The sequence below is a fragment of the Legionella steigerwaltii genome, from assembly GCF_001468065.1.
GTDB classification, from domain to species: domain Bacteria; phylum Pseudomonadota; class Gammaproteobacteria; order Legionellales; family Legionellaceae; genus Legionella; species Legionella steigerwaltii.
The window spans coordinates 1-24,786 of sequence record NZ_LNYZ01000012.1 but is presented as its reverse complement, the minus strand read 5'-3'; the positions used below and the strand labels follow the sequence as shown (position 1 = coordinate 24,786).

Sequence of the window (24,786 nt, the reverse complement as noted above, 5' to 3'; positions counted from 1 at the left end):
TTTTCAAAAAAGAAACGGAATAAGCGCTTTTCTTTCCTTAGGATAATTGGAAAAATGTAAGCGATACCAGCGATGATGAGTGATCGCCCTCGGAGCTAAATTGGCTATGGTCCACAAAGTAAAAGAAAAACCAGCAATTGACCAAGTCGCGACCCCCCAACCAATCCATTCAAGCATTTCACCAAAGTAATTTGGGCTGCTCAAAAAACGAAACATTCCACCATAGGGTATTTTGTAGGATCCGGTTTTTTTATTTTTATTAATCTCAAACAAAATGTTGTCCGAATTTACATTGATTACAAATCCCGAAATAAAAAGGAGCAAACCAACAATAAAATGGGGTGTTTGCAACGTTGAAAATGTAATTTCTTGAAAATGAGTGAGCCAATACGCATTCACAAAACCATTCACAGTTGTAAAAAACGTGGCGGATATCGTGATAGAAATTGGAACCTGTTTTGCATTGTTTAAGCGGAATGGATAGATTAATGAACGATAGACATAATGGAGTTGCCACATTCCGAAAAAAAACCAGGTACAAGCAGATGGTTTTGCCATTAGAAAAATAACCAAAAAGGTGATCACAGAGGGCAATTCCATAAAACACCAAGAAATAGGTGCAGGGATTTTAAGAGATTTGTTCCTTTGCTCATAACGTCCATAAGGGGCTCGTTTGAAAAAAAGCGTGAAGAATACCACGATGGCTAAAGCAATCCAGAAATAAAGAAATAAAGTTAGATTATTTTGAGTCATAATTTAATTTTGCCACACTGCGAAAACCAATGAAGCGTATCATTGATCGTCGTTTCGATTTCAGTTTTTTTGTACCCCAATTCATTTTCAGCTTTCGTACAATCTACCTTGGGTGGATACATCAACGTTTCAATGGCGTATTTTGTAAAGAGCGGTTCTGTATTGGTGATTCTAGAAAAAAACTCCATGAGGGGTACCACAAAGTAAAGCATGCTTGGGGGAAGAAACAAACGAGTCATTTTTTTTTGTTTTACAATGGATATCAATCGGGTCAAATGATGCATGTTTATGTCATGCCCGCCTAAGATATAACGCTCTCCAGATTGGCCTTTTTCAGCAGCAGTTATTGCTCCTTGAACCACATCACGAACGTCAACAAAATTATATCCTCCTCGTACTAAAATCGGGATGTGTCCTTTGTATATTTTAATTATTGCAGTGCCCATGAGAGATAATTTATAGTCATTTGGGCCAATTGTTCCTGTGGGACTTACCACAACCGCATTTAATCCTTGTCCACAACTATCAAGCACTATCTTTTCAGCATGGGCTTTAGATTGGTCGTAAATATTCACAGATTCTAAAGCAAGAGGGCAATTTTCATTTAACATGTGCGACGTGTTGGATTTTTTAGAACTTTGCGTTAGAGCGTGAATGGAACTAAAATGAACGAGCTTTTTTACTTGATTTTTAAGGCAAGCATTGACCACATTTTGGGTGCCTTGGATGTTTGTTTTACGGACTTCGTCTTCTTCTCGATTGGTAATAGAAATTTTTGCGGCTAAATGAAAAACTGTATCAACATCTTGAGTCGCATTATCCAAAGACTCCGGATGTAAAATATCCCCTTCGCACACTTCCAAAGGAAAATGAGTGAGGTATTTAGGCATTTCACCCCGCACAAGTATTCGGACATCATATTGTTTTTTAATAAGCTCAACAATGAGGTTATTTCCAATGTGTCCACTAGCTCCCGTGACCAATATTTTCATGATTTTTGACTTATATTTAGTTATATCCAGCCCTTTTTAAAAACATCAGGAGTCGGTCTTTCCGAAGACAAATAATCGAGAGAACGACACGATGCCTAAGCGGTCTGCATCGACCAGGGCGTTCACAGTCCCTGCAATGAACGTGTTGTAGAATTCTGAAAATCCTTTTGGAAAGAGACGAATCGTTTCCATGCCTAAAATCGCGCTCCCCACTGCCCGAGAACGAAGCGTACCAGCTAAGAGCTTGTTTTCGGTAAAAAAATAGCTCCACCCAAGGTCTTTTGAAATTTCTGTTTCAGAAAGTAGACTTAGGCCCACGCTGCGGGCCGCATCTACCAGATCTTTACTCGTGTGCAGAGGCGGCATGCCGGTTACAAATTCAATCCGCTCAACCAGCGCGCGATGTTGCGGATTATTCGCATCGTATTTAGAGGTTAGAACCGCGTCATAGACTACATATCGTGCATTCGGTTCCATTACCCGATGGACGTGCTCAAATACTTTTGGAAGCAGATTATTAGAAATGTATTTAAGTGAGTAAATGCTGTAAACCGAGGCCAGGCAATCATCAGGAAACGGCAAGTTTTGGGTATAATCACCCTGTTTGACTTCACACAAGTGATCCAGATTTTGTTCGCGATTGAGGGCATTCGCTCGATCTACTTCGGCCTGAGACAAGGTGACTCCAAACACTTTCCCCTGGGAAAGACGTGCAATATCACGCGCCGCGCCACCAAGACCGCAGCCCATATCGAGGGCAGTTTTCCCGGGTAAAAGACAGAGTGCTGAATTGATCTGTTTGTGTAAGTTCGAAATGGTTTCCTCGCGTGATTGTCCCGCATGATCGGGCGGATAAAAAACCCAACTGGTGCCATAAGCAATCTCAATCACCTCCGCCATGAGGTCATAATAATGGGAAGCAACGATTGCATGATTATGAGTCTGCTTCGCAAGAGAGAACAGGCGATCGTGCTCTTTAACAAAAGAACTCAAGTCATTCCGCCTTAAGAGGAAACGGAACGTCTTCATGTAATTGGTTAATAACGACATAGGTCTCCTCCTTGAATTTGAACTCACACAACAATTTTGTTTTCCTAACACTAATTATTGTTTGGATATTTATAATCTAGATGAAATAACTTAAGTTATCAATTAATTAGTCTCAGAATGAAAGACATATGTCTGATCCTAAAAATACTACTACACTTACTTTAAGGAATTTATCTTTTAAACAGGGAATGTAATCATGATAATAAAAAAATTGCTGATTTTGTTTTCTTTTTGCGTTTTATCAACCCCAATTTTTGCTGATCAGGATGCGAATTTTCAATCCTGCATGAAAGCGATAACCAAGCATGACACACCTGAAAACAACACCCCAGAATATAAAAAATTCAATGAAACAATGTGTAATTGTATGGTCGAGCAAATTAAGAATAATCAGGGTAATAGAGACAGTAATAAAATAACAAAAACATGCTTCTTTAATGCGTTGTTACATTATGCAACCGATAATTTAGATACAGCCACATCCGATGCTGACATGATGACCGCTTGCAAAAACATGTTGAATGTTAGTAAAGAAAAGTCGTCAGATAAAGAGATAAAAATGGTAGCTGATTTTTGTCAATGTGCTCAGCCTAAGTTACTCGATCTTTTTAAACAATCGGAATCGATGACGGATAAACAATACAAAGAGGGTATTTTTTCAATTGCCGATACGTGTTCTGCTAATATAGAGATAAAATGATGTTTATTGCTTTAATAAAACAATTATGAACATAGCTAAAGGATTTAAGTGAAATCCGGGGTACAAGCAACTAGGTTTACTTAAAAGGGGCCAGAGCAATTTTATTATCATAAACCTACATCATTGGACATAAAGGTATCTTTGATCTAATTTTAAAAAAAATGTTCAGGGAAAAATTATGAAAAATGTTTTTCGGTGTGTCGTAACTGGGAAGAGAAAAAATGGAAAATCTTTTATTTGTGACGATAAGAAAGTCTCTATGGGCCCTTTGGGGATTTTTGATTTTTGGGCAACCGATCAAATGCCAGCTCCAATGAGGGGGGACAATATTCTTGATGGGATTCCTACTCGACTTGAACCTCCGCCAAATGGAACGGTGTTCCGCTATTTTGTAATACCTCCGGTCGAAAAAAATCTCTCCCCTCAAGAAGCAGACCTGAAAGCACAAGCTGTTTTTGCAACTGCGGGCGCTTCGCATTGCAGGGTAGATACTCGTTTAAATCCTATGATGCATACTACTAAAAGTATTGACTATGTCGTTATTCTTAAAGGGGAAGTTACTCTTTTACTCGATGAAGGAGAGATCAAACTAAAGCCTTTCGATGCGGTTGTTCAGAGAGGAACTAATCATTATTGGATAAATAACAGCACAGAACCTGCACTTTTGTTAGGAGTTTTAGTTGATGCAAAAGAAAATCAATAATTTGCCCCTAAGACATATTGAAGGCTTACGCTCGGTATAAAAAATTTGTCTATAAGCGTATAGCAGTATTAGTAAGATTGAATTTCAATGTTAAGCATGCGACAAGCATTTAAGATTTCTTCAATGCACAACTCATTATCATTCGAATAATAAAAAAAATCTCTGTGGATGTTACTACTGGTAGAATTTAACGAACAGCCATAAATCGATGAAACGGCACTCTGTCTTCCGTCAGAAAGACTGGCCCCGCTGTAATCTGCAGATACAAAACAGGTCATTTCCTGGTTGTTAGAAAAAATTGAAGTCAAAAAAAATGAATTAAAGCACTGACACGCGAACACATTGTTACCAACCAATAAAACAGTTGCAATCACTAACATTAAAAAAGTATTTTTTAAAGTGAGTATCATGATAAGTACCAAAGCAAATCCATTTTTTAAATTATAGAACAATACGGATTGTTGCTTTTGATTTAAACATTATGTTAAACCTTAAGAAACTCTCTATGAGTTCCTTTGGGGATTTTTATCTATAATTTACAATAGGGTAAAAGATAAGTTACATCCACGTTTGTCTCGACTCAGTTTGAGGCGGCATATGAGATTCAGTACGTTTTTTATTCGTTCTGAAATGTGAACAACCCATTAATAAATGAGTGGTTATAACTCTGAGATTAAAGATGAAAAAAATGAGTTTTTTTTAATAATTTCTACTCTTTTGACCTATACCTACTATAAAGCGAGCCAAACCTTTCCTGCACATGAGCTACTGATGGTACCATGTACCACATTGCTGTTTTTGGTGATGATAGGATGGTTATTCATTTATCATGACAATCCGGACTGGGTTGAGCAATTCTGGCTCAAAGGAGCATGAGTTGTTGGCTTTTCAGCAACCATGCTGGCTATTTGGATGCTCTGTTCCCCCAGTTTCGTCTGTTTCCTCTTCATCTCTTCTTTCTTCATCTAACTCTTTAGTTCTTTTTACTAATTGTTTAAATTGTTTGTAGGTTTCTGAGTCGCCTATTGCAAAATATCCTCTATGCTCCTTCGCAGCAAGCTCTATTTCTTGGAGTAATTTCTTCTTGTCTTCACACCCATTAGCAAGTCTTTCGACTAAGCCTTTAAACTTCTCAATTTTAGTGTCATGCTTCTTCGTTTTGTATACATCTTCTTTTTCCATTCGTTGTAATGAATAAATTAGAAATTGACGCAAAGTTGAAGTGTATTTTCCCATTATTTTATAAGTATCAGACATGACGCCAGCAGGGGTACTTAAAAATTTTGCAAAATTTCTAACTTCTCCGGCTTGAAGGCCTTCACGTACCACATGAGAACAGTTATTGGTATATCTAGAATAATCGTCTAACGTATTTGGAACATGGCTAGGAATTTTATGTGCAATAGAAAGAATGATCTTTCTCAAAGGTTCATTTCTGTTTATACCGCTTATGGAAAACTCCCCATTGTCTGCTCTCCATTTTATATGCTTTTCATGCTTTATTAGCGTGTTTAAATCAGGTCCTGTTATTGAATGTATTTTGGTTGCGTGTTGCGTATCTTTGTAAACTAGAAAAAATTCGGGGGGATCGACTTTGCGACGGACTAGGACATAATCTCTTTTAGCTAAGTATTCTTCAATGATTTGTTGCTTTTCGGGATTAATTCCATCCTTATTAATGATGTCTTGATCATCAATTGCTTGGAACATTCCAGCCCCTAAACGTTTGCGCTTGGTTTCCCACCATTCCTTTATCCGATCGTAATCAATACCAGGGGAATTTCCTATCTTTTCTGGAAGTACACAAAACTCTGGCGCTGCTTCCTCAACCCCTGCAGGAGAGAACATTCGTAGGTCAAATTCAAGGCTCTCTACAGGCGTACCTGCTGTGGCAACATACGCTTCTATTTGAATGCTATCTCGAACTATGTATTCAAGACGGCCATTAACTTCCTTTAATGCTGCAGGAAAACTGTCTTCAACTAAAGGCTCTTCAGACGTTACCAATAATAGTCCACTATGTCCTTGGGAATAACTTGGTTTTCCATTTTCATCGCGAGTCGCCCATCCGCATACAATCACATATCTATATTTAGCCATATCGTAAAACTAATTGCTCTATATGTTTAAATATAGAGCAAACAAGGATGAAATGGGAAGCTGAACTATTAAAGAGGCTGGGCTGGAAATATTAATTATGCCGACTGGCATGCTTTATGGCCATTTCTTCCTTGATCCCATATCATTTCTCAGCCCCAATTAATTTACCGATATTGTTATCAAGTACTAATAATTTGAATATATTCAAGGCTGCCTTCAATCGTCGTGTCAACGGTATTGCTTGAGAACGAAGACTTAATCCAAAACCACCTTCGAGATAATAAATATAATGCCAATAGCCGCTGGGTATAAACAATGTTTCATAAGGTTCTAAAATACATGATAATTGTGTTGAAAGATATTTGATTCAGAAAGAGTAATTCGTGGAATAGGGTCTAATTGTAACTCTGACATAAATATACCCTCCTATGGCAAAATATAGTTAAAGTATAGATGCATTGATAACAAAGAAAAATCGCAGCAATCTCTGGGCTTTTCAGCCCAGCTTTTGTTTGCTACTACTGCATTGATAGATTGTCCGCTTTGTCTGGTTAAGTATCCATTGTATCCATAGGCATGGAGCTTGTTAAAAACGAGTGGCGATTCAACAAATCGGAAATAAACTCTCGGTTTCCCTTATATTGGTTAATTTCTCAACTTCATCCGCATGTAGTTTTCGAGATTCTTTCCGTTGATTTTCCTCATAAAAAAATGAAGAGGTACTTATCGAACGTTTAAGTAACTTGGGTTGCTTTTGAGCAAGCTTATCTGAATGATGTTTTGATTTAACCGGATGCAGAGGATGATCGGGATGAAAAAAACTCTTCGAATAGACCAATGGATTTAGGGTTCCAAGCAACTCCTCAGGGATGAGTTTTAATTTTTTTACATCTTCCTGTACCGTAGCTGAGAGCCACTCCCACAAGTGAGCTAATTGAATATTGGCTGCTTCCATACTAAATCGCTTCACTTCATCATCAAGATAGCCATAACGAAATCCACTAAAATGGATTCCCAGTGGTTTTAAAGCGATCATCACTCGCTCTAAATGCTTTTTCTTATCATCAAGCATCGTTATATGGCGGGGAACACGCCCTAATCGTGACAAAATCGAACGCAAATTTTCTCCTTTATCACCACCAGCACAAAAAATTATCCCGCCCTGACACGATGAGTCATCATCAGGAACAATACTGTTTCGCGAGAAATCAACGCCCATATCAGCGAGCTGCCTCAAGGTCTCGTGTCGAATCGAATATCCGCGTGCGGTTAATCCAATAACGGGTATGCCAATATCTTGTAATGCTTTAATGATTTTAACTATATTAGGTTCTACTGCAGTTGTACGAACAAAATGCTGTGCCGTATTATAAACTGACATCAGTGATGGCTTCGCAACGGCCGGTTCAATCTCTTTTTGTGTGACATGCGTAAATAATCCCTCAAACCATGGGTCTCCTCCAAACGCAATCAGAGAAGTCATGACCGTATTATCAAGATCTAAAACAAACCAAGTATCAAAATGAATGTCTTTTAACGCTTCTTTAAAATTTTCTAGCTCCATAATTTTTTGATACATCGTTATCTCCCTTTGGAAGCATGTTTCATCATTCTAAAAAAGAAGGCGCCGAGCACTAATTCCCGGCGCAATAGAGAAAGTTGATTATTTGTATTGGAATCGTTTTTGATTCTTTTCACTCTGTGTGTCGACATCCATGGATGCGGGTTTGAAAAATCCATGACGATGTAAGGGTTGATGGTATAACGCTTTTTTAGAGGTTTTATTCTTCGATTCATCATCAGAGAACAACACTTCAGTCTCTGAACCCTCTGTTTCCATACTTTGAGAATCAGATTCTGTTTCTTCTGCATCGGAATATTCTTCGGAGGCATCAGTATAATCCTCATCCTCTTCTTCATCCTCTGGAAGATCTTGATAACGTTCTTCCAGCTCAGCAATTTTTTGTTCCCAGCGTTTTAAACCAGGCAACATGTTCCTTGTTAAATCCGCCTTTTCTTTACCGGAGAATATGGCTTTTACTTCTTCGCTTTCCTCATCATCTGATTCAATAATTCGTCTTTTTTTAGTTTTTGAATTTATTTGTTCCGTGTTTTGAGTAGACTGACTCAAACCAGGAAGTGGTCTTATAGGGATAGGACGAATAAGTTGTGGGGATTTTTGTAACTCTTCCTCAATTTGCAAAGAATCATTAGCTTTATTATCAACAGACTTTAAGTCCTCAGAACGATCATGGGAGATATGATTACGTTTTAATAACTTAGCATGCTCTTGAGCAGTCATGTTAGGGATAATAATTTTAGATTTTGAAGCCAGTGTAATCACATGTCTTTTATCTTTATTCTCTTCCATAGCACGAACAACATCGTGAATATTGTTAATTGCTTTTCCATTAATCTCTTTAACAATTCCATGGAGATGCTTATCGTAACCCTGAGTGGCATCACATTTAAGGATTGTATTAATTATGACAATTTGTTCATTAGGATTTTTTTTGGGTGCATCAGGCAGTATGCAATTCTCTTCAACCAAATGCATATCCTCAAAAGCACACCCATTTCCTTCCATATAATTACGTGTGAGTGGAACAAAACAAATGCCAGAGTTAATGTAATAGGTTGGCATTTTGTCATGCTCTGCAACAGAAACTTTTTCGGTATCGCCCAAAATCGTATCTAATGCAACATCAATCTCCAACTCTTCAACTTCGTCTGTGTCAGAGTTTTTCCGCAAAATGTTGAGTTTTACACTATCTCCTATGAATTTAGATTGAGTCACATGAAAAAAATCAATACAGTTTCCGATGTCAGGAATATCCACCGTGCCTTCGTTGGAAATGGGTAAACCATCAATAGCGATTAAAATATCATCAGTTTTTAATTTGCTGTACGCATCTGATAAATTATCAACTTTTACAACGCGAATCCCCGTTCTTTTACCCATCCTATAAAATTCACGCTCACTATCATTTTCAAGTTCCTCGGTGACAATAGGAAGAGTTGGAAATCCACGATATTCCTTATTACTTAATGCCTCTTTTAGGAAATGTTCCATAATAGGCACAGGAATAATGTAACTTAATCCCTGATGTCCACCATAACCCTGAAAAGCGACTCCAACCACCTTGTTGCCTAAAAAAACGGGCCCACCGCTATTCCCGGGATTAATTGCTGCATCGACTTGAACTTGCAATAAACGTTGATCGCTCATTGAGTAGTCATCAACTTGAATACGAGAAACAATTCCTTTTGAAAGAGATATTTCAGTTCCTCCCATAGGGAAACCAACAACCATGATTCTATCTCGTAAACTCACCATTTCACCCAACTCAACTGGTTCTACAAGATTATTGAACTCCGGATCTTCAATTTCTAATAAAGCCAAATCACATTGATATGAAACACATTTGACATTTGCTTCATATTTTTTAGTTCGATTATTCGCTAGGCGAACTTGCAGGAATGTTGAATTTTCCGCAACATGAGCATTTGTCATGACATATTTTTTGCCTGCAGAATCTTGAACAATAAAACCAGAGCCTGAACAGGTGAATGACTCTGGACCACGCCAAGGATTATCATAATCGGCAACGAAAAAATCAGAATAAATTTGCACTACTGAGTGCTCATGCTGATTTTGAGTGGGGAATTTGGTAGGTTTTTTTGTAGTTTCTATTAGCTCATCATTGCTATTATCATCTGTTCGCCTTTTTTTCCTGCTGATTGAACGTGACTTAACAGGAAAAGTCTCATGTTTGGATCTCGTTTCTCGGCGTTCTTGAGCAACCTGTTTTGATTCTGATGCACTCATTTCAAGTTCTTCTTCAACTTCGCTATCATGCTTTCTTTTTCTACCTACTGCTTTAGAAGGGGAAGCATCGTGAGGAAATGACGATGCCACAGCATCCCTCTTAGTTCCTTGTGCTTTTGCTAAAATAGAGGAACCTTTTTTTGATGAAATAGTTGAAAGTCCTTCGTCTCCTTTAGATTTGTTGCTTTTAACTACCTGTTTACTCACTGGATCAATCTTATTTAGAATGTTGTAGGTTACTGCAGCTCCCTGAGCTAAATCGGATGCTTTCGCAAATAAAGGATAGGCTAAAAAAGGATCTATTTTTTGTATTAGCTCCACATAGCGTTCTTTCATTTTAATTCGTACATTAAAATCAATATGCTTTACTAATTCTGAATCAAGTAACATCTCAAATTTAGGTTTAATGGTTAATAATGATTCTGGGGCATTTATGGCAAACCATTTGACGATTCGTTCCAAAATCATCATCTGTGTATTTGCCCATTTTGGTGCGGCACCTAAATTCTCTTTGACTTGTGGATCCTTGTCCATTGGCATTAAGGACCAACCGTAAAGATGTAACCACTCAGGACGATAGCTATTTTTGTAAAAATTATCTTTAATATCTGCTTTAAAGGCTCGTTGTAACCGTTTTTTCATCTCTGGATGAAGTTCATCAGTCATTTTATCGAAAAAATGTTCATAGGCATCTCGAGCTGATTCCTCCATAACCGTATTTTGATCAGGAGTTCGTGTCTTAATGAGATCGCGTTGTGGAACAGATTCATGATCAACCGTTAAATCATACCCACCCTTAGTTATCTGTCCCATCTCTTCCAAGTCTTTTTTTAAATCCCTTTTAACTGACTTGGATAGTTTGTCGCTCAATAAAGGTGTTTCTTTAATTGAACCCCAAAAAGGTGGCTTACCTTCTTCAGGTGATGGAGAAAAACAAGCGATTTGAATCGGTTCCTCATCTTCATTTTCCCCAACTTTTCCATAAATAAAGCGCTTCGCATACATCGGTGTATGGCCATCAGGTGTTTGGGCTCGAAATCGATGCATTCCGCGATAAGGTTCAATCGCTTCGATATTTTCCAAAGGACGAACCGTTGGTGTTTCTTCATCATCCTCGGTTTGAGGCAACTCATATTGCAGAGCAACTGTTTTATCATTTTCCCGAGTGATCACTGCATGACCTATTTTTTTACTATTTGGTGCATAACGAGAATGTTCATTCTCAGAGAGGAAAGAAAAATCTTTAGCGGTAAACTTTTTATTGGTAGTTCTTTGAGGAGAATCATGCGGTGGGACGGTTTGTGTATTTTGTTGCACTTTCTTTGGTTTTTTCAGGTCTTTTTTTTCTTTTGTGCTTTCATTGGTATCCATTTTATCTTTTGTCATGATTTAACTCCTTAGTAAAGATAATGTAAATCCATTACAACTCTTTGCTAAACGGCAGCCGGATCTTTATAACAAATGAATATGACAATTTGATGACAGATATAATCGGTAATAAACGTGCATTGACACTGAGTTAGTAGATTGAATAATATGTGAAATTTTTTAGGGATAATTTTGTCGTATGAAAAAAATAACATTGCTTCTTGTAGAGGATGAAGAGGCAATTAGAGATATGCTCCGATTTTCAATTCCAGAATCCGAATTTGATATTATTGAAGCTGGAAATATGATGGGTGCAATGAATGCATTGGAACATTTCATTCCAGATTTAATTATTTTGGATTGGATGTTACCCGATAAAAGTGGCATTGACTTCATAAGGTGTATAAGAAAAGATGAGACACTGAGAAATATTCCCATCATCATGCTTACTGCTAAAGCCGAAGAAGAAAATAAAGTGAAAGGATTAATGGTAGGAGCAGATGACTATTTAACCAAGCCATTTTCACCCAATGAATTAATTGCTCGAGTTAAAACAATTCTGCGTCGCGGCTCAATAAAATCTACTTCTGGTGAAATTAAAATAGATTCTCTTATTGTCAATACGAACCGATGTCAGGTAACCATCGATACTCATGAAGTTAAGTTAACCCCCATAGAATATAGAATACTCCATTTTTTTATTTTACACCCGAATAAAACCTATACGCGTGATCAACTCTTAACACATATATGGGGTCGACATTCCTACATAGAGGAACGCACAATCGATGTACAAATTAAACGACTTCGAGGTAAATTGAAAAAACATGAATATCATGACCGAATAAAAACGGCTCGAGGGATAGGATATTATTTTTCTGGAAATAACCATGCAAAAGAATAGAGAGATTCCATTAAACAATCTCCCGAAGTCAGTAAAAACATACATTAAACATTTAGAACAAGTTAGAAGTGACTTCGTGGCAAATGTTTCACATGAGTTAAGAACGCCGCTCGCAGTAATTCACGGTTATTTAGAAACACTTATTCACAATGATAATTATGAAATATCCTACAAAAAAATATTTTTGCAAATGCATCAGCATAGTATACGCATGGCTGACATCATAGACGATTTACTCTTGTTGTCTCACTTAGAAAGTGATGATCATTTTTCAGATGAAAAAATCAAAATAAACGTTGCCGAAACTCTGAAAACACTCTGTATCGATGCAAAGAATATTAGTGGTGAAAAACAGCATAAAATTACCTTAAAAGCAATGAGTAATGTTTTTATTACTGGCTCTGAAAATCAATTGCGCAGCTTATTTTCTAATATTATTGTTAATGCAATTAAATATACCCCAGATAAGGGAAGCATTACTGTCGAATGGTACCTAGATGAAAAAGGCAGAGGAGTATTTAAAGTTACAGATACTGGAATTGGTATAGCCAAAGAAAATATACCACGCATTACGGAGCGATTTTATCGTGTCGAAAAAGCGCGCTCACGGGAGCGAGGTGGCACTGGACTTGGCTTAGCCATTGTGAAGCACGTGTTATTACGACATGATGCAGAGCTACAAATTGAAAGTGTTTTTGAAAAAGGCAGCATATTTACCTGTATCTTTCCGACTAACAGAATCGTAGTAGATAATTTTATCGGTCTTAGTATTTAAAGATATTTTTCAATGGAATTGATTATGAAGTATTTTTGGGGTGCAGTTTTTTTTACTTTAACACTCAAATCAGCACTCGCTGACAATCCCATTGATATTACCCTTGCGCCGCAATTTGGCTTACCTACTACAACTTTTGTTGACAACAGTTACGTTGCTGAATATACCTTTACCAATAATCTGCCTTTCCCAAAACAAATTTATCTTCAACCATCCATCATCGGATCAGGTTTTGATTATGATGGTTTTTGCAATGAAATTACTTTAGCCCCCAAAGGAAAAAAAGGCAGCTCGTGCACCACGTATATTAAATTTCAGCCAACCTCGAATGGTGTTTCCAAGTTTGAATTGACCTTACAATATGACAAAAATGTGATTCACTTACGCCCCTTATCAACAAGCTCGGCACAATTGTGCGGAACAACGGCTTATCCCTCTAATACGGGGTCCGTAGTTCCAGAACCTACAATAATCTCGAATCAGGTATGGAGTTTTTTAAGTAGTCCGCAGTTGCATCCGATGAAAGTTAGCATTGCTCCATACACCGCATCACAACTTGCTTCAGGGTTAATTTTGAACGCTCCTTATGCTTTTTCGGATGAGTCTACCTATGGCCAAACAGGTGCGCTCATAACAGATAATGATGGGAATCCCATTTGGTTTAGACCTTTAAGCAACGTCAGTTTAATGAATGCTGATTTTAAAGTGCAATTGTTCAATGGCAATCCGGTGTTAACCTTTTGGCAAGGTACGATCGCGACTCCTCCAGCCTATACCAATTTGCCTGCAGGAGGTGCGGAACCGGGTGCTTGTTTTTACATTCTTGATAATCATTACAATGTGATTAAAACCATTTCGGCACTCAATGGATTTACCTCCGATGAGCATGAGTTTTTAATCACACCTCAGAATACGGTGTTATTTTTTGGAACCAAAGTGGTTCCTATGGATTTGACACCTTATGGTGGTCCTCAACAAGGAGCCATCCATGACTTTTCAATTCAGGAAATTGATTTGGCAACCAATAAATTAATCTTTTTTTGGGACGCACTGGATCATATTCCTTTGACCAGCACACATATGCCTGCTTCAAGTGCAACAGAAAGCAGTAGTGTTTGGGATCCTTATCATTTAAATTCGCTTGGGCTCATCAGTGGGAGTAACGATATTCTCTTTTCAAGTCGCAATACGTGGACCATTTATCGTTTGAATAAATCGACAGGAAATTTTGTCTGGCAACTCGCTGGCGATGGTACAGGGGATTTTTCCATTCCAAATACTCAAGGTCTTTTTTCTTGGCAACATGATGCGCGCTTGCTACCTGGAAACATCATATCGATGTTTGATGATAATTGTTGTGAAAGTGACACGGTTCCTCCTGGTACCATCCCTTCACATGGCTTAATCTTGAGTTTAGATTTAACCGGTAAGGTCGCCAATTTTCAAAGTTCTTATTATCTTAATCCCAACGTAAATTCATCCTCTCAGGGCAATACTCAAAATTTAGCTAATGGTAACAAGTTTCTTGGATTTGGTAGCAACGGTTATTTTGCAGAATATGCTGCACAAGGAAATACTGAAAGTACCTCATGGGTTAATGTGTTTTACAGTGCGCAAATGCCCAGTGACAATATATCTTATCGATCTTATCGAAATACCTGGATTGGCAGGCCGGATTATCCACCGAGTATCACCGTGGGCACAGCCAATAACCAAACCACAGTATATGCATCATGGAATGGAGCTACTGAAGTTGCTGGATGGCAAGTGTATGCTGGAAATCAGCCCAATATTTTGGACTTGATTTCTAGTGCGAATAAAAATGGATTTGAGACAGCAATTAACGTTGGATCTGGCTGGACATTTTTTCAAGTAAAAGCAGTGGATAGCAAAGGACAGGTCATTGGTGTTTCAACGATTGTTAAAGCTTAACCATTAAAGTGTCAATTTATTCAATTTATTTTCAGGAGGAGAACAATACTAATCACATAATCTATAGCGTGATCCAATTCTTTTGCTGGGCTGTACTTCGTGTAGCCCAATCGTGTTAATTCAAATAAATTTTCTTCACTAGCTCCTAATCACTGAGGTTTAGGGTAACTAAATCGGAATCATTATTTCGCACGTATAAAATTGTCATTAAAACGCTCTTTTCGATAGTTCAGCATATTCTGCACAGTACTTAAGTTTAATTTAAGCCATTTAGGTATATAATTATACTAATTGGCTTGTATTTGGCAAGGTGTTGATGTTATGGCTATGTGGCAAGATGCTTATTCTCTTAAAGATTGGCGTACTATTTTAAAAAATTGTAAGCAACATGATGATCCTAAGGCCAAAAAAATAATTGATAAATTATCCAATTTATTAGAGGAATATCATAACATTTCAAAAACGAGCCTGAAAAAAATTCCTAAACGACAGGAAAAATTGGCGCAAATTGTAAAGGCTGCCCAAGAGTATAAAGACTATTTAGGCAATCAATTCATATCTAAAGAACAAGAAAAAACACCCGAGTCTCCAATTTCATTTGGACCTTGGCAAGTCGCTCCAAAAAAAGCGCGAAAAGATACAAGTCTTACAGGATCTATCGATCCATGGGTTCAAGGCTTACAAAAAAGAGCGAGCAAGAAAATAAATTATTTAGATAAGCTGGCTGAATATTATCAGAATGCAGAGCGCAAATATGTCAATAAAAAATCGCTACTTCATACGCTTCATGTTCGAGAAAGAAGCCATGGTAAAAAAAGATTTTTCTCTTTAAGCAGTGGCACTTTATTAGAAAGAGAAGATCCTGCTCATCGTCCTATTGAATTTATGCTTGATGACTTAGCAACGAAACGCAACACCGCTGAATACCCAATGAATAGAGCTTTTTATCAATGGGTTGAGAGCAAAACTAAAGTTCCTTTTTTCTTATGGTTGGAAAAACACCCGATTAGTACAACAACCAGAGATATTAGCGAAAATTGGATTGGCTCTTATAAAACTAAAATGGGTCCTGTTTACTATGATTCACCAGATACTGTATCGGTAAGAATTACAAAGAAAGATGGCGATGCCAAATTAATGGGTCAAAAAGCAAATTCTAAGGATTTACTTGAATTAAATACAAACGAGCTGGATGATTTTGTCCTTAAAATAGGTTGTCCGCAAGGTGCAACCGCATTTATCTGGGATGCAAAAGATAAGAATCATTTCTATACACATGTTCATGAAGCTGGAAAATATCATCACTCCACCATGACTTCAGGAAAAAAAGTAAGATGCGCTGGGATGTGGTTAGTAGAACAAGGAAAAATAACCGCTATTGATAATAGTAGTGGACATTATAAACCTACTTCCTTATCTTTTTATAAATTGATTCGTTTCCTGCATAGTAAAAATTTACTTGCTTCAGATGTACGGATAGCTGACTTACGTAGACCAGCGGAACCTAAGGCTGGTCATCATTTTTTTGGTGCCGTTCGAGACCGTTACACTAGCCTGAAAAATTATCTGGAATGGGCAGAAAACTTGCCAGAAGTGAAAAAATACTTAACGGAAAACGACATAAGTCCTTTAAACAAGCAAGATCAAGCTGAAGCCCAATTGATGGGGAAAAATAGTTAATGATCAGTCTATTATTTGCTATTTAGCTTTAGAATTGAGAGCAACTGGGAGTTTGCAATTGTTTCACATTTTTGTCGACGCCACTGTGGATGAGCCACGAGACGTCGAAGGCTAGAATAAAAAGAAGCAAGTGCTTGCACGGGTTGCTTCATGCAGGTCCGAAGAATGGAGACGCTTATACCTAAGCCGCTTTCTTGTTCTGTGAGAGTAGCTTTAGAAGCGCTTGAGCCGCTGCAGTAGAAGATGCGGGATTCTGACCAGTAATGAGACGACCATCCGTGATTACAAAACTCTGCCAATTGGGGGCTTTTTCAAAGTGTCCTCCCAGTCGCTTGAGCTCATCTTCAACGAGGAAGGGCACCACCTTTGTAAGATTTACTTCTTCCTCTTCACTGTTGGAAAAACCAGTCACACGTTTGCCCTTCACAATAGGTGCGCCTTTGTAGGTCACCCGATGAAGTACGCCGGGTGAATGACATACCAAAGCAACCGGTTTACCTGAATTGTAAAAGGACTCTATCAAGTTGATTGAAACGGAACTTTCGGCAAGATCCCACAGAGGGCCATGACCACCAACATAAAATATCGTGTCGAAATCTTCCGCGTTCATGTCGGCAAGCTTGGCTGTCTGGGAAAGTGCTTTTTTCGCCTTATCGTCCTTCTTAAATCGCTCCATAGCAGGAGTCTGATTTTCTGGCAAATCGCTCTTCGGATCGACCGGAGGCTGTCCACCCTTCGGCGAGGCCAATGTCAGTTCAACACCTGCATCGGCGAAAACAAAATAGGGTGCAGCGAATTCCTCAAGCCAGAAACCTGTCTTGCGCCCAGTATTGCCCAATTGATCGTGGGAGGTTAATACCATCAATATTTTCATTTTCGTTCTCCTTTCCGTGTTTTAAACGAACGTGAGCAGTGATTTACCTACGCGTGGAAGTGTAAAAAAACATGCTGACATGCTTTCTGAAACGTTCATTAGGTTAATTTTAGTTCAAGTTGATGTGATTTACTAATGAGTCTGCTCATAAGGCCATTAACAATGGTAAGCTCGGAAAAGGTCAATTATTTCATATGGATCATAAGCTATAATTAAAAAAGGATATAACACATTTCAGCTGGAGTTTAATCATGGATACTATAAACAATTACAAATTGCTTCGGGTTGTTTTGATTATTGTTGGACTGATTTTTATCTTTGCTATATATCCATTGACTGTTTTATGGCCTTCAGGCTGGGCTTGGCACTTAGTTGGACAAAACCTCTATTTGCAAATGATATTGGGTATTTATGTAACATTAGGTGTTTTTTTGCTCTTGGCAGCAAAAAATCCAATTCAACATTTGAGCTTAATTTGGTTTACTGTTTGGTCAAGTATAGTTCATGGGGGCATCATGTGCATCCAAGCATTATACTATCCACAACATTTCGCCCATTTATATGGTGATGTTCCCGCTTTATTTATTATCGCGATTGTATTGGCTGTTTTAACGCCACGTCGAAGCACTATAACAGAATAAATCGATGAGTAAATCTGTAAACGGTTACATCAGATCTTTTATTCTCGATAATATCTGCTTATGACATTGACATGCTGGGGGATTGATAATAAGCCTGTCGCTCTTTACTAATTAATTCAATCCATTTTTTGGGGGCGATTTGGCTGTCTCTCAACATGTTTACTGCTGCAGTGGGATTAGAACTTTGGGTGATTGCAAAATAAAAATATGAAGTCAATTTACTTCGAAATAAAGCCCAGCCGCTATTTGCCACACATTTTTGCAAAATAGAATAATTGTTCCCATCTTCCGTAATTAATTGTTGTAACTTTTGCATGGTTTTCGGTATACAACTATCAAAAAACGATGTTGTGCCTTGCCGATTCCATTCCTCATTTAATATAATTTTTTTTAAGATATTCAAATCGCAAATTTGTTGCTCTTGGGACACTGACTCTTCAATTCTCTGCTCCACTGGCTGATCTGAAATGAAATGTGTCCATTGCTGATAATAACAACGAGCATAAAAAAACATGCCGCCCAATATAAAATCTTTAACAGAATGAGCGGCATTCCAAAGAGCACTAAATACAGCTGACTTAACGTCTTTATGTTTGGGAAATGGAAGTTGATTATTATTCGATCGAATTAAATGCACACGACAGTTGTTAATCAAAGAATCATGCTGAATTTTAGATTTCGCATCATATTGATCCTGCCCAAGATTAATTTTCTCATACTTAGCAGCTAGTCCATCGACTATTTCTAAATGAAACTTATGATTTAAAATATGTTGATAGCCCAGGAAATGACAGTCGGGTTTTTCGCGCATCATATCTGCTATATATTGTCTCAATTTTGTCCCAACTTTAACATGTGGATCATAAAAGTCTGGATGCTTGGCTAAATTCATTACCCAAAAAACGTTAGCTTTATCTTGTTCACCAGCAGGGATATCTCTTAACATTATCCCCCAGGAATAACCGATAATCTGATCATTAACATCCTTTGCAATAAAACAAATAGTATCTTTATAACTTAGTGAGGAAGACAGAACTGTATCTCCTACAATGGGTAAATCACCAAAATTTACCCCATGTGCTAAACAATCCAACTGCTTAATTGTATGGACTGCTTTATCGAATTCGTCAGTATTATTTGGATCCAAAACCTGAATCTCTTTGAATCCGTATGGCTTACCTTCCATCAATTGTAATGAGAAATTGAACGTGCATTCCCCATCTAATCGTTTATGATGCATGATTTTAAGAGGATGCTGATTTCTACTTTTTAACAAGGTCGTCCATAATTGGCATAGATTTGTTATCGCTTCATCATTTTTTCGGGTTTCTAGTAAATTTAATAGTCGCAAGGTTAATCGATGTACATACTCTGTATGTGTATAAATGGCATGGCCACTTAAATCACCAACAGAATCTGCTGTCATTAATTTTTGAATTTCAGATAAACGATATTCAGAAGGATCTATATGTGATTTTAGAACTATTTCAAATGCGTTCCATGCTTGCTCTAAGAAATCAATTTTTGGATATGGCATCAAAATTCCTTTTATAAATAAAATACTCAAACGCATCATATACTATGCTCATTACTGACAATTGAGCAAGTAACATGTTGGGCTTTATCAGCCCAATCTGTTTATAGTCCCAGCGTTAGTACTTTATTCACATGCATGATAAAACAATGGGCGATGACTCAATAAATAGTCCATGACTCATACATGCCCTTAGCAGTAGGGAGATCTGCATCATATTGTTTTATTAGTGATGAATAGCTCCAAGTATAAAAAGCTAATCCATCGTCTCTTGAAATGATTATATACATTTGCTTATATTCTTTATCTTTATATTTGTAAGTAAATATTAAATATTCTCCATGAAATCTCTTGGGATTTTGAGGTAACTCCATCTCCCCTTGAGCTAATAATTTAGGTTCGGTGGTATTTGCAAAAATTTGTGATTTTAAATCATCTTTTACTTCCTGAATGGTTGAGTATCGCCCCTTATTTTTTTTTGTCAAAAGAGTTTGGATAGTAATCGTTGTATGAAAAGAATTAGTACCATTTTTCCCTCTAAAGAGAACAGTTCCTTTTCCTGATTTAATAGATTCCCAGTTGCTCGGATATTTAAGAGAGTATTTATTTCCTTTATTATCAAAATCGATCCATGCTGAACCCTGAGGGGTCGGATCGTTTAACAAAGCGAAGGTGTTATAACTTATATTGATTCCTGCTCCCGTATAACGTACCTTAATATTTAAAATTTTCCATGCTCCATCTTCCCATATTAAACGATATTCAATTGGCGTTTTTGCTCCATCTGTTGCAGTCAGGGTTCCTTTCACAAGGCCTATATTATTTTCAATGATTCGCTCGTTAAAAAATGCACTCTTATTATTTTTTAATGAAGGATACTGATTTATAAATTTTTTAAAATCAGAAAGAGAGGTGGTTTTCTGGAAATCTTTCGACGTATAGGAATATGCTTTTTCAATATCGCCAGTCTTTAATGCACTGAGTTGATGATTAATGGGGTAAGTTAGGCTACTTATCAGGAGAAATATGATTATAAATACCGAACCCACATAGAGTAGCAACCAGGCAAAAATTGCTCCAATCACCATTAGTGCTTTTTTAAATGAGGATGGATTTTGGGTTAGTTGAATCAAGTTGCCGTTTTTATCTTCAAATTTATTAGTAACTAAAAGGATTAAATCGACTAAATACCAAATACCAAACCCTCCTGCGGTAATGAACATTAATAAGCCGGTATATATTTTTCCTACATAAATTCGGTGAATCCCTAAAACGCCTAAAAATAATCCTAAAATAAGAACAACAACTGGTGATTTTTGCTGATTTTCTGGGATGGAATATGACTTCTGCATCTGAGGAAAAGAAGAGTTTGTTTCTATTTGTGCACCACATTTACTGCAAAACTGAGCATCTGGCGTTAAATTAGCTCCACAATGCTTACAGAATTTGGATGCGTCCATGCTTGTTCTCCAATCTTTAATATCGGGTCATTCCCGAAAGAGTTTTCTCAGAATGTCAGCGCATAAGAAAATGTAAATAAGTTTATTTTTATAATAGAATAAATTTTAATAAACTCAATAAACCCCTAATACTGCCGAATTGCATTATTATTTAATAATCGCGAAGAAAGCATATTAATTTATAAATGGATTTTGTAATGCCACAAATTCCAGCATTTATTATTCGAAATTTGACTAAAACATATTTAATGGGCGAAGTGGTAATTCATGCTTTGCGCTGCGTTAGTCTCGACTTATATCAAGGAGAACTCGTTGTATTTTTAGGGCCATCTGGAAGTGGTAAGTCTACACTCTTAAATATCATAGGCGGATTGGATGTGCCTTCATCAGGTGAAGTAATTTATAAAGATCATATGATTACTGCATCGAGTCAACATGATTTAACCCGCTATCGACGCGAGCATATAGGATTTGTTTTTCAATTTTATAATCTGATTTCCAACCTTACTGCTTTAGAGAATGTCTCTATTGTTACCGAAATTGCAGATAATCCAATGCGTCCTGAGGATGCAATTAAATTACTTGGTTTAGAAAACCGCATGAATCATTTTCCGTCGCAATTATCTGGGGGAGAACAACAGCGCGTTGCAATAGCTCGGGCTATCGCTAAGAATCCAGATGTTCTTTTATGTGATGAACCTACAGGAGCACTTGATTGTGAAACCGGTAAAATTGTTTTAGGAACACTTGCTTTAGCGAACAAAAAGCTGAATACCACTGTAGTCATTATTACCCATAATATAGTGATTAGCGAGATGGCCGATCGAGTAATTCATATAGCAGATGGTTCAATAAGTAAGGTATTAAAAAATAAATACAAACGAAAACCAGAAGAATTGCAATGGTAACCGCATTAAACAAAAAATTGTGGCGTGATGTTATAAAACTAAAAAGCCAAATTATTACCATCGCATTGGTCGTTTGCAGTGGAGTTAGTGTCTTAATCGCATCAGTTAATACCTATGTCTCTTTAAAAAATGCACAACAGGAGTTTTATGCGAATTATCATTTTGCAGATGTATTTGCTTCATTGGAACGAGCGCCGAACTATTTAGAAAAGCGAATAACAGAAATTTCAGGGGTATCCCAAGTAGAAACCCGAGTTGTAGAAGATGTTGTTCTTGACTTACCTTGGATGCCAGAACCTGCGGTAGGTCGTTTTATATCAATATCGGATAGAAATACATCAGGCCTTAATCAATTATTTTTACGCCAAGGAAGACTGCCAGATAGCAATCGTCAGGATGAAATATTAGTCAATGAAAATTTTGCAAAGAGTCATAATTTAAAACCCGGTGATAGTATTGTTGCGCTATTAAATGGATATAGAGAAAAGTTAAAAATTGTTGGTGTTGTTTTATCACCAGAATATGTGTATGCCATTCGTGGGGAAGATTTGCTTCCTGATAATCGTCATTTCGGCGTTTTTTGGATGAATCGAAAGGCGTTAAGTGCCGCGTTTGGAATGCAGGATGCATTTAATGACATTAACATTAAGCTTGCACCAAATGCCTCAGAACAATTTGTAATGACTCAATTAGAAAGAATTTTTCATTCTTATGGTTTGACTGTTAGCTATACACGAAAAGATCAGATATCCGATCGGTTTGTAACGAATGAAATAAAACAACAAAAAATTATTGCAACCTATATTCCTCCTGTATTCTTAATCGTGGCAGCATTTTTATTAAATTTAGTTACAGGACGTTTAATCAGTAAAGAGCGCGAGCAAATAGCAACTTTAAAAGCCTTAGGTTATCGTGATTTAGCCGTTGCATATCACTATATTAAAATAATTCTAATTATTATTTTCATTGGAGCACTTGGTGGCGTGTCATTAGGAGCTTGGTTTGGTAACTTAATGACCCATTTATATACCGAATATTTTATATTCCCAAAGTTTCCTTATATTTTTTCATATCTTGCAGCCATCATTGGCATCTTAATTTGCTTTTTAGCTGCTCTTTTGGGGGCATTGCGAGCGATTTATCAGGTAATAAATCTTATGCCTGCTGTAGCGATGAAACCGCCAATTCCTATGATGTATCGAGCAACTAGGATTGAAAAAATTAAATTTTTTTCCAGACTTCCCAGTAGCGTAAAAATGGTATATCGATATATTTTCCGCCATTTTTTACGCACGATATTGACCTGTGTCGGTATTGCATTAGCAATGGCCATCGTAATACTGGGATTATTTTGGCAAGATGCCATACGTTATCTCATAAATACCCAATTTATAATGGCGCAACGTGAGCATGCTCTAGTTAGCTTTGTTAATCCCATCAATAAAGTAGCTTTAATGGAATTGAATCAAATTATCGGGGTCACAAATAGTGAAGGCTATCGCATTGTACCTGCTCGATTCACCTATCAACATCGAAGCGAACTGTCCTCGCTGTTTGGCCTCTCTGAAAGTGCAAAATTAAAAGTATTATTAGACAAAAATCTTAATCGCATGACCATCCCCAAACATGCGTTGTTAATCAGTGGGGGGTTAGCAGAACGATTGCATTTGACTGTAGGTGATCGACTTGATATTGAACTACTTGAAGGGAACAAAGCAAAAACTCAATTGAAAGTACAAGGAATTATAAATGACTATGTAGGAATGTTTGCTTATATTGAAATTGAAGCACTTAACCGTTTATTAAATGAGGGTCGGTTAATCAACTCAGCAGCGATTACTGTAGACACAAAATATGTCAAAAATTTATATAAAGAGGTAAAAGAAATACCCAAGATAGGCACTATTACTTTTAAAACATCGATTATTAGGACATTTGAGGAAACTTTTGCGAAGCATATTCTTGTATTTACCACTATTCTTGCAAGTTTTGCCATCATTATTGCGGTTAGCGTTGTTTATAATAATGCGAGCATTACCTTGGCAGAACGAGCTAGAGAGTTAACTACGTTGCAAGTTTTAGGATTTACTCAGGGAGAAGTATCAACATTACTTTTTTTAAATCATATGATTGAGATAATAATCTCTACCCCTTTAGGATTAATTACTGGATATTTGTTGTCCTGGTCTATACTGCAATTAATGCAAACAGATTGGTTTAAAATCCCTTTTGTTATTGAACCTGAAACCTATATTATTGCAGTTATGGTTATTCTTTTCTCCAGTTTAATTAGTTTCTATATTATTCAGCGTAAAGCAGGTCATCTCAACTTAACCTCTGTATTAAAGGTAGCAGACTGATGAAGATAATGAACCTGAATTTGAAAAAATTATTGTGGTACTCGCTTGTAATAATTGTAATTTTTGTTGTTATTCTGTGGTTCTTTTCTCATAAAGGTATTGCCGTTGAAACGGCGAAAGTAAAGTATGGACCTTTTGTTCAGTATTACCCTGGCGTCTAAAAGTTATTGATTTTATGTGATATTCTACGCGCTTTTGACTAAATCAATTTGTTGAGATGAGT

At 37.1% G+C, this 24,786-nt stretch carries 18 protein-coding genes; 9 read left to right on the top strand and 9 right to left on the bottom strand.

The features are described from left to right. Positions 1–3 precede the first annotated feature (3 nt). The 3 genes from Lstg_RS07740 to Lstg_RS07730 are packed head-to-tail and all read right to left on the bottom strand — an operon-like array spanning position 4 to position 2,795. Entirely contained in the window at positions 4–753 is a 750-nt protein-coding gene (locus Lstg_RS07740; RefSeq protein ID WP_058477092.1) for a DUF1295 domain-containing protein, read from the bottom strand. Then, positions 750–1,745, bottom strand: a complete 996-nt coding sequence (locus Lstg_RS07735; RefSeq protein WP_058477091.1) for an NAD-dependent epimerase/dehydratase family protein — start codon at positions 1,743–1,745, stop codon at positions 750–752. Before Lstg_RS07735 ends, Lstg_RS07740 begins: the two co-directional genes overlap by 4 nt. 45 nt (positions 1,746–1,790) lie before the next feature. Continuing rightward, positions 1,791–2,795, bottom strand: a complete 1,005-nt coding sequence (locus tag Lstg_RS07730) for an SAM-dependent methyltransferase (protein WP_058477090.1) — start codon at positions 2,793–2,795, stop codon at positions 1,791–1,793. 196 nt (positions 2,796–2,991) lie between these two features. Here Lstg_RS07730 and Lstg_RS07725 point away from each other — a divergent pair, with 196 nt between their 5' ends. Together Lstg_RS07725 and Lstg_RS07720 are read left to right on the top strand one after the other, a co-directional pair. Further along, complete coding sequence (locus Lstg_RS07725) at positions 2,992–3,495, top strand: hypothetical protein (RefSeq protein WP_058477089.1); 504 nt, start codon at positions 2,992–2,994, stop codon at positions 3,493–3,495. A 178-nt stretch (positions 3,496–3,673) separates the two neighbouring features. Beyond that, the gene (locus Lstg_RS07720) at positions 3,674–4,198 is read left to right on the top strand and encodes a cupin domain-containing protein (RefSeq protein ID WP_058477088.1); all 525 of its coding nucleotides are present in this window, start codon (positions 3,674–3,676) and stop codon (positions 4,196–4,198) included. Between the two features lie 888 nt (positions 4,199–5,086). Here the strand turns inward: Lstg_RS07720 and Lstg_RS07705 are convergent. The 3 genes from Lstg_RS07705 to Lstg_RS07695 form a co-directional block, all read right to left on the bottom strand. Then, complete coding sequence (locus tag Lstg_RS07705) at positions 5,087–6,298, bottom strand: hypothetical protein (protein WP_058477085.1); 1,212 nt, start codon at positions 6,296–6,298, stop codon at positions 5,087–5,089. A gap of 604 nt (positions 6,299–6,902) precedes the next feature. Continuing rightward, a complete protein-coding gene (locus Lstg_RS07700) occupies positions 6,903–7,877 on the bottom strand; it encodes a DUF2608 domain-containing protein (RefSeq protein ID WP_082650811.1) in 975 nt (324 codons plus the stop codon). Between the two features lie 84 nt (positions 7,878–7,961). Next, positions 7,962–11,513 (bottom strand): S1C family serine protease, encoded by a 3,552-nt coding sequence (locus Lstg_RS07695; protein ID WP_058477084.1) that lies wholly within the window; start codon positions 11,511–11,513, stop codon positions 7,962–7,964. Positions 11,514–11,694: 181 nt separating this feature from the next. Here Lstg_RS07695 and Lstg_RS07690 point away from each other — a divergent pair, with 181 nt between their 5' ends. From Lstg_RS07690 to Lstg_RS07675, 4 genes are all read left to right on the top strand, one after another. Then, positions 11,695–12,399 (top strand): response regulator, encoded by a 705-nt coding sequence (locus Lstg_RS07690; RefSeq protein WP_058477083.1) that lies wholly within the window; start codon positions 11,695–11,697, stop codon positions 12,397–12,399. Beyond that, a complete protein-coding gene (locus Lstg_RS07685) occupies positions 12,386–13,174 on the top strand; it encodes an ATP-binding protein (protein WP_058477082.1) in 789 nt (262 codons plus the stop codon). Before Lstg_RS07690 ends, Lstg_RS07685 begins: the two co-directional genes overlap by 14 nt. A gap of 24 nt (positions 13,175–13,198) precedes the next feature. After that, on the top strand, positions 13,199–15,106 hold the full coding sequence (locus tag Lstg_RS07680) for an arylsulfotransferase family protein (protein WP_082650810.1): 1,908 nt from the start codon (positions 13,199–13,201) through the stop codon (positions 15,104–15,106). 321 nt (positions 15,107–15,427) lie between these two features. Further along, entirely contained in the window at positions 15,428–16,786 is a 1,359-nt protein-coding gene (locus Lstg_RS07675; RefSeq protein WP_058477081.1) for a hypothetical protein, read from the top strand. A gap of 181 nt (positions 16,787–16,967) precedes the next feature. Here the strand turns inward: Lstg_RS07675 and Lstg_RS07670 are convergent, their stop codons facing one another. Beyond that, positions 16,968–17,660: a type 1 glutamine amidotransferase domain-containing protein gene (locus tag Lstg_RS07670; RefSeq protein WP_058477080.1), complete on the bottom strand. Its 693-nt coding sequence runs from the start codon at positions 17,658–17,660 to the stop codon at positions 16,968–16,970. 251 nt (positions 17,661–17,911) lie between these two features. Between Lstg_RS07670 and Lstg_RS07665 the strand changes: the two genes are divergently transcribed. After that, the gene (locus Lstg_RS07665) at positions 17,912–18,301 is read left to right on the top strand and encodes a DUF6632 domain-containing protein (RefSeq protein WP_058477079.1); all 390 of its coding nucleotides are present in this window, start codon (positions 17,912–17,914) and stop codon (positions 18,299–18,301) included. 58 nt (positions 18,302–18,359) lie between these two features. Here Lstg_RS07665 and Lstg_RS07660 read toward each other — a convergent pair whose 3' ends face one another. Continuing rightward, positions 18,360–19,838 (bottom strand): hypothetical protein, encoded by a 1,479-nt coding sequence (locus tag Lstg_RS07660; RefSeq protein WP_058477109.1) that lies wholly within the window; start codon positions 19,836–19,838, stop codon positions 18,360–18,362. A gap of 158 nt (positions 19,839–19,996) precedes the next feature. Continuing rightward, positions 19,997–21,295: a DUF4864 domain-containing protein gene (locus Lstg_RS07655; protein WP_058477078.1), complete on the bottom strand. Its 1,299-nt coding sequence runs from the start codon at positions 21,293–21,295 to the stop codon at positions 19,997–19,999. 197 nt (positions 21,296–21,492) lie between these two features. On the opposite strand from Lstg_RS07655, the gene Lstg_RS07650 reads away from it, so the two are divergent. Both Lstg_RS07650 and Lstg_RS07645 read left to right on the top strand, forming a co-directional pair. Then, positions 21,493–22,203: an ABC transporter ATP-binding protein gene (locus Lstg_RS07650; protein WP_058477077.1), complete on the top strand. Its 711-nt coding sequence runs from the start codon at positions 21,493–21,495 to the stop codon at positions 22,201–22,203. After that, the gene (locus tag Lstg_RS07645; RefSeq protein ID WP_058477076.1) at positions 22,197–24,563 is read left to right on the top strand and encodes an ABC transporter permease; all 2,367 of its coding nucleotides are present in this window, start codon (positions 22,197–22,199) and stop codon (positions 24,561–24,563) included. The genes Lstg_RS07650 and Lstg_RS07645 overlap by 7 nt, the downstream gene beginning before the upstream one ends. The last annotated feature ends 223 nt before the right edge of the window (positions 24,564–24,786 follow it).